Source organism: Stenotrophomonas sp. SbOxS2 (genome assembly GCF_013416715.1).
Lineage (GTDB): Bacteria > Pseudomonadota > Gammaproteobacteria > Xanthomonadales > Xanthomonadaceae > Stenotrophomonas > Stenotrophomonas lactitubi.
The window spans coordinates 186,314-199,877 of record NZ_JAAVXD010000006.1; the positions used below are offsets into that span (position 1 = coordinate 186,314).

At 66.4% G+C, this 13,564-nt stretch carries 12 protein-coding genes; 8 read left to right on the forward strand and 4 right to left on the reverse strand.

Features of this window, described 5'->3' with window-relative positions; translation table 11 throughout:
- The first annotated feature begins 5 nt into the window (after positions 1-5).
- The gene (locus HFK18_RS14325) at positions 6-1,190 is read left to right on the forward strand and encodes an MFS transporter (protein ID WP_180166773.1); all 1,185 of its coding nucleotides are present in this window, start codon (positions 6-8) and stop codon (positions 1,188-1,190) included.
- Between the two features lie 97 nt (positions 1,191-1,287).
- Here the strand turns inward: HFK18_RS14325 and HFK18_RS14330 are convergent, their stop codons facing one another.
- Together HFK18_RS14330 and HFK18_RS14335 are read right to left on the reverse strand one after the other, a co-directional pair.
- Entirely contained in the window at positions 1,288-2,253 is a 966-nt protein-coding gene (locus HFK18_RS14330) for a ribokinase (RefSeq protein ID WP_180166774.1), read from the reverse strand.
- 25 nt (positions 2,254-2,278) lie between these two features.
- Positions 2,279-3,577 (reverse strand): nucleoside transporter C-terminal domain-containing protein, encoded by a 1,299-nt coding sequence (locus tag HFK18_RS14335; protein WP_180166775.1) that lies wholly within the window; start codon positions 3,575-3,577, stop codon positions 2,279-2,281.
- Between the two features lie 193 nt (positions 3,578-3,770).
- Here HFK18_RS14335 and HFK18_RS14340 point away from each other — a divergent pair, with 193 nt between their 5' ends.
- The 7 genes from HFK18_RS14340 to HFK18_RS14370 all read left to right on the forward strand — a co-directional run bounded on the left by HFK18_RS14340 (position 3,771) and on the right by HFK18_RS14370 (position 10,236).
- Entirely contained in the window at positions 3,771-4,742 is a 972-nt protein-coding gene (locus tag HFK18_RS14340) for an aldo/keto reductase (RefSeq protein ID WP_180166776.1), read from the forward strand.
- Positions 4,743-4,939: 197 nt separating this feature from the next.
- A complete protein-coding gene (locus tag HFK18_RS14345; RefSeq protein WP_005412278.1) occupies positions 4,940-5,134 on the forward strand; it encodes a hemin uptake protein HemP in 195 nt (64 codons plus the stop codon).
- Between the two features lie 152 nt (positions 5,135-5,286).
- Entirely contained in the window at positions 5,287-7,473 is a 2,187-nt protein-coding gene (locus HFK18_RS14350; RefSeq protein ID WP_180166777.1) for a TonB-dependent hemoglobin/transferrin/lactoferrin family receptor, read from the forward strand.
- 4 nt (positions 7,474-7,477) lie between these two features.
- Positions 7,478-8,080 carry a Hemin transport protein gene (locus HFK18_RS14355; protein WP_180166778.1) on the forward strand — a complete coding sequence of 201 codons (603 nt, stop codon included), beginning with the start codon at positions 7,478-7,480 and terminating at the stop codon, positions 8,078-8,080.
- Positions 8,081-8,152: 72 nt separating this feature from the next.
- Positions 8,153-9,088, forward strand: coding sequence for a DUF6607 family protein (locus HFK18_RS14360; protein WP_180166779.1), 936 nt, complete (start codon positions 8,153-8,155; stop codon positions 9,086-9,088).
- Positions 9,089-9,313: 225 nt separating this feature from the next.
- Positions 9,314-9,844, forward strand: coding sequence for a hypothetical protein (locus HFK18_RS14365; RefSeq protein ID WP_180166780.1), 531 nt, complete (start codon positions 9,314-9,316; stop codon positions 9,842-9,844).
- A gap of 23 nt (positions 9,845-9,867) precedes the next feature.
- Positions 9,868-10,236 carry a hypothetical protein gene (locus HFK18_RS14370; protein ID WP_180166781.1) on the forward strand — a complete coding sequence of 123 codons (369 nt, stop codon included), beginning with the start codon at positions 9,868-9,870 and terminating at the stop codon, positions 10,234-10,236.
- Positions 10,237-10,345: 109 nt separating this feature from the next.
- On the opposite strand, the gene HFK18_RS14375 is transcribed toward HFK18_RS14370, so the two are convergent.
- Positions 10,346-12,859, reverse strand: a complete 2,514-nt coding sequence (locus HFK18_RS14375) for an FtsX-like permease family protein (protein WP_180166782.1) — start codon at positions 12,857-12,859, stop codon at positions 10,346-10,348.
- Positions 12,856-13,503 carry an ATP-binding cassette domain-containing protein gene (locus HFK18_RS14380; RefSeq protein ID WP_180166838.1) on the reverse strand — a complete coding sequence of 216 codons (648 nt, stop codon included), beginning with the start codon at positions 13,501-13,503 and terminating at the stop codon, positions 12,856-12,858. Before HFK18_RS14380 ends, HFK18_RS14375 begins: the two co-directional genes overlap by 4 nt.
- Between the last annotated feature and the right edge of the window lie 61 nt (positions 13,504-13,564).

The following is a 13,564-nucleotide window of genomic DNA, read 5'->3' on the forward strand; positions in this document are numbered from 1 at the left end:
TCTGAATGTCCTCTCTCGATTCTTCACTGGCCCTTGGCCACAGCGCTGCCCGCGCACGCCTCTCGAGCGTGTTGCTGGCAATATCTGCGTTCGTTATCGTCACCACCGAATTCCTGATCGTCGGCCTGTTGCCTGCGCTGGCACGCGACCTCGGCCTGAGCATCGCCCGCGCCGGACAGCTGGTCACCCTGTTTGCGTTCACCGTCATGCTGGCCGGGCCGCCGTTGACTGCGCTGTTGTCGCACTTCAACCGACGCCGCTTGTTCGTGGTCATTCTTGTGCTGTTCGCGGCCTCCAATGCGCTGGCCGCCGTGGCCGAGCAGCCGTGGGTGCTGGCGCTGGCGCGGGTGTTGCCGGCGTTGGCGCTGCCGGTGTTCTGGGGCACTGCCAGCGAGACCGCCGTGCGGTTGGCGCCCGCTGGTCAGGGCGGACGTGCGGTGGCACGGATCTATCTGGGCATAACCGCCGCGATGCTGTTCGGTATCCCGCTGGGTACGCTGGCCGCCGAGGCCATTGGTTGGCGCGGCAGCTTCTGGCTGTTGGCCGCGTTGTCGCTGCTGATGGCCGGGGCGCTGGCGCTGTGGATGCCGGCGGAAACGAGCGTGGAACCGCGGCGAGCGCTGGGTGAGCAGGCGCGTGTGCTTCGCCAGCCGTGGCTGTTGGGCAATGTGCTGTTGTCGGTGCTGGTGTTCACCGCCATGTTCGCCGCCTACACCTATCTGGCCGACGTGCTCGAACGCTTGTCACGCGTCCCTGCCGGGCAGGTGGGCTGGTGGCTGATGGGCTTCGGTGTGGTGGGGCTCCTCGGCAATGCACTGGGCGGGCGCTGGGTTGACCGTGCACCGCTGGGTGCGACCATCGCGTTCTGCACGGTGCTGGCGGTGGGAATGCTGGCGAGCGTCGGCTGGGCCGGGCAGGGGGCATTGACAGTCATCGCACTGGCGCTGTGGGGGATTGCGCATACCGCGTTGTTCCCGCTGTGCCAGGTGCGGGTGATGCGAGCCGCGCCGCAGGCGCAGGCGCTGGCCGGTACCTTGAATGTCTCGGCGGCCAACGCTGGTATCGGTCTGGGCGCGCTGCTCGGTGGCGGCGTCATCGAACGCTTCGGCCTGGCCTCGCTGGGCCTGGCTGCGGCCGCCGTGGCGGTGCTGGCGATTGCCGCTGGCCTGTTGCTGCGGCGTTGGCAGTAAATCCAAGCGGTGCGTGGATGGAAGACAAAAAAAAAGCCCGGGCATCTGCATGCCCGGGCCCTTCATCCACGCGTGGCGCAGATCTACTTCACTTCATTTACTTCACTTCGGCATCGGCCGGGGTGAAGCGCGGCATTGCCGCCGCCGCGCCTTCCTTCTCGGTCGAGCGGCCGGCGAACTGGTTGGCGAAGCGCACGTGGCGGGCGAACGGAGCGTCCGGCACCTGGGCGATCGAGGCCACCAGCGCACCGTTGAAGGCATCGCCGGCACCGGTGGTGTCGATCGCCTGCACCTGTTCGGCACCCACGCGGTAGTACGGCTGGGTGTCACCACGCAGATGCTCGTCGGCATGCGACACGAACACGCCCACCGAACCCAGGGTCACCACCACCGTGCCGTTGCCGACCAGCTTGCGGCACAGCGCGTGCAGGCTGGCACCGTCCAGCGCCGCAACGTCGTTGGCATCCACGCGCTCGCCGACATGACGGCCGAGCAGGGCGGCGAACTCGGTCTCGTTCGGGGTGATCACGTCGGCCAGCTTGAGTAGGCCGATGGTCGAGGGTGCGTCGGCCGGTGCGGTGTTGAGCACGGTGGTGACACCGGCCTCGCGGGCCACGGCCAGTGCCGCTTCGATGGTCTGCACCGGCGATTCCAGCTGCACCAGCACCACCTTGGCGCCGGTCAGCAGGGCCTGCTGTTGCTGCACGAAGTCGGTGCTCAGCGCCGCATTGGCGCCCGGGCCGATGACGATGGTGTTGCGGCCACGGGCATCGACATAGATGCCGGCGGTGCCGGTCGGCTCGCTGCTGGCTTCGGCGATCAGCGCGAAACCATCCTGCGCGGCCAGGTCACGGGCGGTGGCACCACCCGCATCGTCGCCCAGCGCACACAGGAAGCTGGTGTCAGCGCCGGCACGGCAGGCGGCAACGGCCTGGTTGAAGCCCTTGCCACCCGGACCGGTGCTGTAGCGGCCGGCAATGGTCGCACCCGGCGCCGGCAGCGACTCGCACCGCCACACGTGATCGACATTGAAGGAACCGACGACAACGACACTGCTGCTCATAGGGAATCTTTTCTCAAACAAGGGTTCAGCTGAAATGCGTCAGCACGCCGGCGATGGTAGCCGTCATGAAGGTGGCGATGGTACCGCCCAGCACCGCGCGCAGGCCGAACTTGGCCAGATCGTGGCGACGTTCCGGTGCCAGACCGCCGATGCCGCCGATCTGGATCGCAATCGAACTGAAATTGGCGAAGCCGCACAGGGCGTAGGTGGCGATCAGGCGACCTTCTTCCGACAGGCTCATGCCCGGCACCTGGCCATTCACGATCTTCGACAGTTCGGTGTAGGCGACGAATTCGTTGATCACGACCTTCTGGCCGATCAGCGAACCCACGGTGGTGGCGTCGGCCCACGGGGTACCGATCACCCAGGCGATCGGCGCCAGCACGTAGCCAAAGATGGTCGACAGGTCGGTCGGCTTGCCGATTGCCGCCGCCAAGCCGGTGATTTCACCGAGCCAGGTCAGCGGCGCATTGAGCAGGGCGATCAGGGCGATGAAGGCCAGCAGCATCGCACCGATGTTCAGTGCCAGCTTCAGGCCGTCACCGGCGCCGGCAGCGGCCGCGTCGATGATGTTGCTGGAGGTCTTCTCCACTTCCATCTTGACCGTACCGCGGGTCAGCGGGGTGCCGGTTTCCGGAATCAGCAGCTTGGCCACGACCAGGGTGGCCGGGGCCGCCATGATGCTGGCCGCCAGCAGATGCTTGGCGTAGAACGCCTGCTGCACCGGATCGCCACCGCCGAGCATGCCCACGTACGCGGCAAGCACGCCGCCGGCAATATGGGCCATGCCGCCGATCATCATCGTCAGCAGCTCGGACTGGGTCATCTTGGCGATGTACGGACGCACCGTCAGCGGTGCCTCGGTCTGGCCGATGAACACGCTGGCGCAGACGCTGGTGGTTTCCGCACCGGACACGCGCATCACCTTGGTGATCGACCAGGCCATCACCCGCACGATCGCCTGCATGACGTTGAGGTGGTACATGACCCCCATCAGCGCCGAGAAGAAGATGATCGTCGGCAGCACCTGGAAGGCGAAGATGAAACCGTAGTTCTTGACGTCCATCAAGGAGCCGAAGATGAACTTCGAACCTTCGTTGACGAAGCTCAGCACCTTCACGAAGCCCTGGCCCAGCGCATCGAATACGTCGCGCCCGCCCGGTACCAGGATCACCAGTGCCGCAAAGGCGATCTGCAGGGTGATGCCGGTGGCGACCAGCTTCCAGTCCACCGCGCGCTTGTTGTTGGAAAACAGCCAGGTGATGCCGATCAGCACCGCCAAACCGAACAGGCCGAAGCCGATCCTGCCCAAACCTTCGACCATCTGAGTGACTCCCCTGGGGCGTCGCGAAAAACGGGAAGCCTAGTGCAGGGCAGGGGCCGGAGCAAGGAAAAGCGGCCTGCGCGCGGCCATCGGCTCCGATCAGGCCAGCAACAGCAAGGGGTTGCGCCTGCCGGGACAGGTAGAATGGTGGCTTGATCCCGGCCCGAATGCGGGCCCGCAGCAGGAGAATCGCATGCTCTACCGTCGCCTTGGCTCCACCGGCCTGCCGATGTCCGCCCTGTCCTTCGGCGCCTGGGTGACCTTCGGCGACCAGGTGCCACGCGATGAGGCGCGCAACCTGGTGGCGGCGGCCTGGGATCATGGCATCAACTTCTTCGACAACGCCGAGGGCTATGCCAACGGCCGCGCCGAGCAGGTGATGGGCGATGTGATGGCCGACCTGCGGCTGCCGCGTGATGGCTTCTGCGTGTCCAGCAAGGTGTTCTTCGGCAGTGCCAAGGACCCGCGGCCGACCCAGCGTGGCCTGTCGCGCAAGCACGTGACCGACGCCTGCCACGCCGCGCTCAAGCGCCTGCGGGTGGACTACCTAGACCTTTATTATTGTCATCGCCCGGATCCGGACGCCCCGATCGCTGAGACGGTGCATGCCATGGATACCCTGGTCCGGCAGGGCAAGGTGCTGTACTGGGGCACCTCGGAATGGTCGGCCAATCAGATCCAGCAAGCGGTGGACATCGCCGCGCGCCATAACCTGCAGGCGCCGTCGATGGAGCAGCCGCAGTACAACCTGCTGCATCGGGAGCGGGTGGAGGTGGAGTACGCGCCGCTGTATGCCACCGCCGGGCTGGGTACCACGATCTTCTCGCCGCTGGCCTCGGGCCTGCTGAGCGGCAAGTACGACGACGGCGTGCCGGCCGATGCGCGGCTGGGCCGCGAAGGCATGGGCTGGTTGCAGGACCTGGTGCTGGGCGACAACGCCGATGCGCGCCTGGCCCAGGTGCGACGCTTCAGTGCGGTAGCCCGCGAGCTGGGCCACGCCCCGGCCAGCCTGGCCATCGCCTGGTGCCTGCGCAATCCCAACGTCTCCAGCGTGATCCTCGGCGCCAGCCGGGTCAGCCAACTGCTGCAGAACCTGCAGGCGCTGGACGTGCTGGCGCAGGTGGACGACGCCGGCTGGGCACAGGTGGAAGCCTTATTCGCCTGAGGGCCGAGGACAGGTTGTAGGGCCGAGCCCACGCTCGGCCGGCCTTACCGCGCCCAATTGCACCTATTTCGATAGGCAAAGGCTATCGAAATTGAAATTTCGATCATTAATTCCATCAATTAAGTTGAGAATGATTGTTGATTGTCAACTGAGAATCATTATCATTTAACTCGTCCCTCGCACGAGTCCAGATGCTCATGAATGCTCAACCTGTACTGCTGCGCCCCGAAACGCTGACCCTCCGCGACCGCCCGGTTCGTGTCGTGCCGCCGGAAGAGGTCATCGACAGCGAAGCCCTGCTCAAGGGCCGTCGTGAAATCCTGATCCAGCACGGTGATCGTTTCTACCGTCTGCGTCATACCAGCAACGACAAGCTGATCCTGACCAAGTAACGCGGTCTGGTCGCCCGCCTCCCTCCCTCCTGTCGGCCGCGCCGGCAGGGTGGGCGACCCGTCCGCTCCTGCTCTCTCCCCCTCGGTCTACCGTTCATGCCTGCTTGGCGTGGCGGTGGCCGGGGGTTCCCCTGCCTGACCGAACGATGCCGATGACCCGCCCGACTGCCCTTTCCATTGCCCTGTGGATGGCCCTGCCGCTGTCCGCCCATGCTGCTGCCGACGCCGCGCCTGATGCGCGCGAGTTCGATCGCGTGCAGGTCACCGCCACCCGTACCGAACGTGCGGTCAGCGATGTCGCTGCCACCGTCGATGTGATCGACCGCGAGCAGATGGACCGGCAGCTGGTGCAGGACATCAAGGATCTGGTGCGCTACGAGCCGGGCCTGTCGGTCAGCCGCAGCGCCACCCGCTTCGGCATCGGCAGCATCCGCATCCGCGGCCTGGACGGCAACCGTGTGCGCATCCAGACCGACGGCATCGCCATGCCGACCAGCTTCAACATCGGCTCGTTCTCCAACGCCAACCGCAACTTCACCGACCTGGACACGCTCAAGCGCGTGGAGATCGTGCGCGGACCGGCCAGCTCGCTGTACGGCTCGGACGCACTCGGTGGCGTGGTTGCCTTCGTCACCAAGGACCCGGCCGATTACCTGAAGGATGGCAAGGACAGCTATGTCGGCCTGAAGTTCGGCTACGACGGTGAGTGGAAAGGCCTGCTCGGCGGTGTGACCAGCGCCTTCGGGGGGGAACACTGGAGCGGCATGGTCAACATCAACCACCGCCAAGGCCAGGAAACCGACAACAAGGGGGATGTGCGCAGCAACGACAACACGCGCACCGCGGCCAACCCGCAGGACCGCGATGGCCGCAGCGGCCTGGCCAAGCTGGTCTATGCGCCCAGCGACGACCAGCGTTTCCGCCTGACCGTGGAAGGCAACGAAGACAACACCGATACCAACGTGCTGTCCTCGATCGACCGCACCACCACCACCGGCATGAAGGCGCGCGACACGCAGAACCGCACCCGCGTGTCCTTCGCCCACGAGATGGATGCGCTGGACAAGGGCTTCGCCGACAGCCTGCACTGGCAGGTCTACACGCAGGACAGCGAAACCAGGCAGCGAACCAATGAGGCGCGCGCAAATGGCAGCACCCGCCATCGCGAGTTCAGTTTCGACCAGCGCGTGTATGGCCTGCAGGCGGTGTTCAACAAGGCCTTCAGCACCGGCAGCGTCGAACACGCGCTGACCTATGGCTTCGATGGCGCCCGCACCGAGATCCGCCAGAAGCGCGATGGTTACCAGGTCAGCAACCGTGGCGTGGTCAGCACGACGATCCTGCCCGACGCGTTCCCCGTGCGCGATTTCCCGATCAGCAAGACCACCGAGCTGGGCCTGTACGCACAGGATGAAATGCGCCTGGCCGACGGCAAGCTGTCGCTGGTGCCGGGCGTGCGCGTGGACCGCTACGAACTGAAGCCGGACGTGGACAGCATCTTCGCCGAGGACAACCCCGGCGTGGCCGTGTCGGAACTGAAGAAGACCAGCGTGTCGCCGAAGTTCGGCCTGGTCTATCGCTTCACCGACGAGTGGTCGCTGTTTGCCGGTTACTCGCGTGGCTTCCGCTCGCCGCCGTACAACGACGTCAACCTCGGTTTCACCAACTTCGCTTTCGGCTACACCGCCATTCCCAATCCGGACCTGAAGCCGGAAACCAGCGACGGCGTCGAACTGGGCATGCGCTTCCTGTCGCCGGCGGCGTACGTGAGCCTGAGTGGCTACTACAACGACTACAAGGACTTCATCGAGTCGCAGACGCTGGTGGGCACCAACGCGCAGGGCTTGATGGTGTTCCAGTCGCGCAACATCGCCGACGCACGCATCTACGGTGCCGAACTGAAGGCCGGTGTCGACTTCGGCCAGATCAGCCCGGCGCTGCAGGGCTGGGCGCTGCGCAGTGCGGTGGCGTGGTCGCGCGGCGACAACAAGACCGCCGATGTGCCGCTGGATTCGGTCGATCCGATGCGCGGCACCGTCGGCCTGATGTACGACACCGATAGCTGGGGCGTAGAACTGGCCGGCACCTTCGTCAAGCGCAAGGACCGTGTGGCCTCGACCGCCATCTATCGCCCAGCCGGCTATGGCGTGGCCGACCTGATGGCGCACTGGAACTTCGCCCCGGGTGCGACCTTCAACGTCGGTATCTTCAACCTGGGTGACAAGCGTTACATCGACTGGTCCAACGGCGGCTCGACCCTGTCAGCCACCAGCACCGTTCTGGACCGCTATACCAGCCCCGGCCGCACTCTGTCGGCCAGCCTTGCCGTGTCCTGGTGATCCCATGAGCCGAGCCCTGTCTGCACGTCGCCTGCCGTCCTCCCTGTCGCGTTCGTCGCTGCGGGCCTGGCCTGCGCCGGCACAGCTGGCAGCGCTCGGCACCGTGTTGTGCCTGTACCACGCCGATGGCAATGAACTTGGCGGCTGGCGCCAGGCAGTATCGGTGCATGCCTGCCAGGGTGTGGACAGTGAGGGCCTGCGCGAAAGCCTGTGCTTCCTTGATGCACGCGGCCGCTGCGTGTGGCGCCTGTACCTGTTGCCGGACAGCGATTTCCTGGCCTGGGACCGGCTGGTGGCGACGCTGCCGCCAGGCCCGGAACACGACAGCGACGCCAGCGTCGGCGAGCGGCTGTGGCGGCGCCTGGCCGGGCACCTGGGCGGCCAACGCTGGCGCCTGTGCACGCTGCGCCTGCACGCCGCCGACGAAGGCCGCACGCTCGCCGCCAGCCTGTCCACGTTGTCGTCGCTTGGTGCCGCCACCGCGCGCCGGATCGCGCGCATCGAAGGAGCCGAAGGCGAACTGGCGATCGACGACTGTTGTTGTGCCGATGCCGCACGCCGCCCTGCCGCGCGCGCTCCCGGCGACCTGCCGCTGGTCCGCCTGTGACCTGACTGCGATGGATCGCCTGCTGGCCAGGATGGCCTTTCCACGAAACCTGCAACCCCGAAGGAAGACCCGATGAAGTTCCAGACAGCCAGCGTGATGGTGCTGCTTGCCGCCAGTGGTGCCGCCAGCGCGCAGCCCTCCGACATCGCCCGTGACCACGACAGCATCCTGGCCATGCAGGGTGAGTACACGGTGGATTTCGCCTTCGATGAAACCGTGCTGCTGAAGCCCGGTTACGAGCGCGCGCCGGCCATGCGCAGCGGTGGCAACGAAGTGGTGATCGTGGTCGAGGACAGCCCGAAGCGCATCGTGCTGCAGCACCTGCTGCTGGACGAGAAGAGCGGCCATGTGACCAAGCACTGGCGCCAGGACTGGGTGTACGAAGCGCCGAACCGTTTCGAGTTCAGCGCCGACCAGACCTGGCAGGTGCGCACGATTCCGGCGGCGACCAACCAGGGCGCCTGGACCCAGTGCGTGTACGAAGTCAGCGATGCACCGCGCTACTGCGGCACCGGCACGTGGACCTACGGCAACAACGTGCCGACCTGGACCAGCGACATCAGCTGGCGCCCGCTGCCGCGGCGTGAGTACACCAAGCGCAGCGATTACAACGCGCTGGCCGTGGTCAACCGCCATACGCTCACCCCGAACGGCTGGACCCACGAGCAGTTCAACACCAAGGTGCAGCGCAACGCGGATGGCAGCCAGGTCGAAATCGCCCGCGAATTCGGCTTCAACGACTACATCAGGACCACCGAGGTCGACTTCACCCCGGCGCGTGATTACTGGAAGGCCACTGCCGGCTACTGGAGCAAGGTGCGCCAGCGTTGGGACGGCTTCCTTGGCCAGGCCCCGGGCGTGCACCTGAAGACCAAGCTCGACGGCATGGCGATGATCATTCCGCTGTTCACTCAGGCCGAAGACGTGCAGGCCGGCAAGAAGGTGAAGGACAAGCAGATCGACGACGTCTTCGCCAAGTACGTGGAAAAGGCGCCGAAGGAAGGTTGATCGCTGCGGAGGGTGCCGGGCTTGTGAACTGCTCTGGTGGGTGCCGAGCTTGCTCGGCACGCTCTCCGGCGGTGATTGCACCCGGCATCCACGCGTCGTGCCGCGTTGTTTGGCGCCGAATGCGCCTGGCTATGACGCGTTTCACCGCGATTTTCCTCGCATTTCTGCGTGAGGCTGGCACGCGATAGGATGGGCAACCTGTGCTGTCCACGATCTTCCCCATCGATGAAACTCTCCACTCTCTGCAACCAGCTGCTGCCCGGCGAAGCCTGCGATGACATCGAGAGCTTCTTCCTCGAAATCGATGATTTCGAGGAGGTGCCGCTTGTTTCGCGCTTGAGTCGAATCGATGACTTGCTGGAGCGATTGGGGCCTCGATGGACATCGGCCTATCTGCTCAGTCTCTGCAGCCACGTGCTTTCAACCGTGCGTATTGCTGGCAGGGTGCGCAGTGCGACGGGCTCGGAAATGTTCCTCGCGTTGAGTTTTACCGAGTTCGAGCTGCATGCGGAGGAGGGTGTGCTGCTTCCTCACGTCTTCTACTACCCAGGCCCCGAGGGCGTCGCCCTGGGGCATCGCCTTCGGCACGAATGCGACACGACCGCTTTGGCAGAAATCGCGCTGGTGCGCTCCGTGTTCGAAGATGCGGATATGCTCGCGGGCTTTCGCTTCTGCGGGCGCCGGACGGATGGTCCGCCGGGTCACGACGTCGTCCGTGTCTTTGCGATTCCAGTGGCGGAAGGCAGCGAGTGCTGAGGGCGATCGTGCCAGATCTCCCGATGTTCGATGGCTACCTGACCAACCCGATAACCTACGACCGTCTCGAGCAGCATTTCCTCGACCACTTCACGGCCGGAATCCAGGCGACCAAGCTGCGCGCTGAAGACTTCCGTAGCCCACATTACAACGTGTTCTTCGAGGATGGCACGAAGGATCGCGAAGCCAATCCGATCTTCTCCGCCAAGCACCTCCCAAGCGGCAACATCGTCCGCGTGGTCATTTGCGGAAGCCACCCGGAGTACACCGAACTCCGCAAGCGGGTGGGTGACAACGATGCGCAGGTGGAGCTCTGCCTGTTCATTGCCTTGGCGGACATGCAGCGTACGATGGAGACGACCGTGATCTGGGCGAAGCAACAGGCGTCGTGAACCGCATCCACGCATGGCGTGGATCTACCAGCGATAGTCCCAGTAGATCCGCGCCGCGCATGCCAGTAGATCCACGCCATGCGTGAATGCCTTTGCTTTCACAACGGCGTCAGGCCTCGCGCAATGCCAATGCCGGTGGCGTGTGCAGGATCCGCCGGGTGCCCAACCAGCCGGCCAGCAGGCTCAGCGCAATGCCAAGCAGGCCACCCAGCAGCAGGCCCGGCCACGGCGGCAGCAGCGGCAGTTCGAACACTTTCTGCGACACCGCCACGCCGATCACCGCTGCTGCACCCACCGCCAGCAGCGCCGCCAACGCGCCCAGCGCACCGAACTCGACCAGTACCGCGCCACGCAGCTGCCGCCGCGTTGCACCCAGCGTGCGCAGCACCGCGCTGTCATAGCGCCGCTCGCCCGCCGTGGCCTGCAGTGCCGCCAGCAGCACCAGCACACCAGCCAGCAGGCTGAACACCATCACCAGCTGCACCGCCTGCGCCACCCGTTCCATCACGTCGCGCACCTGCGAGATCACCGCATCCACGTCCAGCAGCGACAGGTTCGGTTGCGCGCGCACAAGGGCCCCGAGACCCGCCGCCTGTCCCGCCGGCAGGTGGAACGCCGACAGCAGGTTGTGCGGTGTATCGCCCACGGCATTCGGGTTCAACAGCACGAAGAAGTTCGGCCGGAAGGTGTTCCAGTCGGCCTTGCGCACGCTGGTGACGCTGAACTCGCGCTCCTGCTCTCCCACCGCAATGGTGATGCGGTCGCCCGGGTGCACGCCGTAGCGCTTGGCCCAGCCGATCTCCACCGAGGCCTCGGCAGCGGTGCTGTCCGGCTTCCAGAACGTGCCGTTGACCAGCGTATTGGCCGGCGGGAACGTGCTGCGCCAGCTGAAGTTCAACGGACGGTTCTCGTCATCGTCGTCGCGCTGTCCTTCGCCCTGCGGTTGATTGTCGTCGGCCGGCGTGCGGTCCACCCGCAGCGGTGGTTTGCCGTTGATTGCAATCAAGCGGCCGGTGGCCATCGGTTCGATGCTGGCATCATCCGCACCCAGGCCCTGCAGTGCGGCCAGCACGCTGTCGCGCTGCTCGGGCTGGATGTTGATCAGGAAGTAGTTCGGCGTGTCCGCGGGCAGGCGCTCGCGCCACTGCTGCAGCAGGCCGGGGCCGATCACCGCCAGCAACAGCAGGGCGCACAGCGACAGTGACAGCCCCACCAGCTGCATCACCGCCAGCATCCGCCGCCGCGTCAGCGCGGCCAGGCCCAAGCGCCAGTTGCCATGCAGACGATGCTGCAGGCCACGCAGCAGCTGCAGCAGCAGGAACCCGACCACGCCTGCAGCGACCGCCAGCCCGGCCAGGCCACCCAGCACCCACAGGGCCAGCTTCAGATCGCCGGTGACCTGCACCGCCAGCACAAGGCTGGCCGCCAGTGCGGCCACATAGGCCAGCAGCGAGGCCGGCGGCAAGGCGGCGAACGAGCGGTTGAGCACACGCATCGGCGGCACCCCACGCAGGCGCAGCAGCGGCGGCAGTCCGAAGCCGAACAGCAGCAACAGGCCGATCCCCGCGCCGGTCAGCGCAGGCATCGCTTCGGGCAGCGGCAGGCGTTGCGGCACCAGGCTGCCCAGCACCTGCACCAGCCCTTCCTGCGCCGCCATGCCCAGGCCGATGCCGATCGCACAGGCCGGCACGGCCAGCATCAGCAACTGCAGGGCCAGGCCAGCCAGAATGTCGCGCTGGCGTGCACCCAGGCAGCGCAGGATCGCCACCTGGTCGATGCGACGCAGGGCGAACCGGTTGGCCGCCAGTGCGGTGGCCACGCCAGCCAGCAGTACCGCCAGCAGTGCGCTGAGGCCGAGGAAACGACCGGCCAGGTCGAAGGCCTGGCGCACACCGCGCTGGGTATCGTTCACGCTGAGCAGGCGCATGCCTTTCACCTGCGGCAGCAGCCATTGCCGGAATGCAGCGATGTCGGTGGCCGGGCCGGCGAACATCAGCCGGTAATTGATGCGGCTGCCGGGGCCGAGCAGGCCGGTGCCTTCCACATCGGCGCGGTTGACCAGCAGGGTCGGCGACAGCGTCAGCAGGTCGCCGCCGGCATCCGGTTCCGATTCGATGATGCCGGCGATGCGCAGCGTGCCCGCACCGAATTCCAGATCGTCGCCGGCCTTCAGGCCCAGCGCCTGCAGCAGGCGTGGATCGGCATAGGCCTGGCCTTTGGCCGGCATGCCGGCGTCGGCAATCAGCGTGCCGCCGGGCGTGGCGCGCACACGCAGCGCACCACGCAGCGGGTAGCCTGCTTCCACGGCCTTGATGCTGGCCATCTGGCTGGCATCTCCCTGGAACAGCACGCTGCCGAAGCTGGCCAGCCGTGTGTACGCCAAGCCGCGTCGCTGCGCCTCGTCGGCAAATGCCGCAGGCGGGTCATCGCGCCCGGCCACGCCGAGGTCGCCGCCGAGCATTTCCGCTGCGCTGCCGGTCAGGGCCAGGTTGACCCGGTTGACCAGTGTGCCCACCGCCGTCATCACCGCCACGCCCAGTACCAGGGCGGCGAAGACGGTCAGCAGGTCACCGGCCAGGGCTTCGCGGCGCAGCGCGCGCCACGCATGCCGCAGCAGGTTCATGCGTCCACTCCATGTTCCACCGGCTGCAGGCGGCCGTTGTCGATGCGATGGATGTACTGGCAGCGCTGTGCCAGGCGCAGGTCGTGGGTGACCAGCACCAGGGTGGTACCGCTGCCGGCATTGAGTTCGAACAGCAGATCGCTGATGTGCTGGCCGGTGGCCTGGTCCAGCGAGCCGGTGGGCTCATCGGCGAACAGGATGCGCGGGCGGCTGACGAACGCACGAGCGAGGGCCACACGCTGCTGCTCGCCGCCGGACAACTGCCGCGGATAGTGGCGGGCGCGATGCGAGAGCCCGACTGCGGCCAGCACCTCATCCACCCGCGTGCGGTCCTCGCGCCCGGCCAGTTCCAGTGGCAGCGCGATGTTCTCGGCCGCCGTCAGCGCCGGCAGCAGGTGGAAGCTCTGGAACACGAAGCCGACGTCGCGCGCGCGCAGCTGTGCACGCGCTTCTTCATCCAATACGGTCAGATCCTGGCCCGCCAGCGTGATACGGCCGCGGCTGGGCAGGTCCAGCCCGGCCAGCAGGCCGAGCAGGGTGGTCTTGCCGGAACCGGAGGCGCCGACGATGGCCACGCTGGTGCCTTCATGGACGGTCAGGGTGATGTTGTCCAGTATGTGGACTTCACCCTCCGGGCCATGCACGGATTTGCCGACCTGGTCGACGGCGATGGCGACGGGCGCGCTGCGGGGGGACAGGCTGTCG

What these genes read in the sequence shown, in the direction of transcription:
- HFK18_RS14325 (WP_180166773.1), top strand. Translation starts at nt 6, where the DNA reads ATGTCCTCTCTCGATTCTTCACTGGCCCTTGGCCACAGCGCTGCCCGC.
- HFK18_RS14330 (WP_180166774.1), bottom strand. Translation starts at nt 2,253, where the DNA reads ATGAGCAGCAGTGTCGTTGTCGTCGGTTCCTTCAATGTCGATCACGTG.
- HFK18_RS14335 (WP_180166775.1), bottom strand. Translation starts at nt 3,577, where the DNA reads ATGGTCGAAGGTTTGGGCAGGATCGGCTTCGGCCTGTTCGGTTTGGCG.
- HFK18_RS14340 (WP_180166776.1), top strand. Translation starts at nt 3,771, where the DNA reads ATGCTCTACCGTCGCCTTGGCTCCACCGGCCTGCCGATGTCCGCCCTG.
- HFK18_RS14345 (WP_005412278.1), top strand. Translation starts at nt 4,940, where the DNA reads ATGAATGCTCAACCTGTACTGCTGCGCCCCGAAACGCTGACCCTCCGC.
- HFK18_RS14350 (WP_180166777.1), top strand. Translation starts at nt 5,287, where the DNA reads ATGACCCGCCCGACTGCCCTTTCCATTGCCCTGTGGATGGCCCTGCCG.
- HFK18_RS14355 (WP_180166778.1), top strand. Translation starts at nt 7,478, where the DNA reads ATGAGCCGAGCCCTGTCTGCACGTCGCCTGCCGTCCTCCCTGTCGCGT.
- HFK18_RS14360 (WP_180166779.1), top strand. Translation starts at nt 8,153, where the DNA reads ATGAAGTTCCAGACAGCCAGCGTGATGGTGCTGCTTGCCGCCAGTGGT.
- HFK18_RS14365 (WP_180166780.1), top strand. Translation starts at nt 9,314, where the DNA reads ATGAAACTCTCCACTCTCTGCAACCAGCTGCTGCCCGGCGAAGCCTGC.
- HFK18_RS14370 (WP_180166781.1), top strand. Translation starts at nt 9,868, where the DNA reads ATGTTCGATGGCTACCTGACCAACCCGATAACCTACGACCGTCTCGAG.
- HFK18_RS14375 (WP_180166782.1), bottom strand. Translation starts at nt 12,859, where the DNA reads ATGAACCTGCTGCGGCATGCGTGGCGCGCGCTGCGCCGCGAAGCCCTG.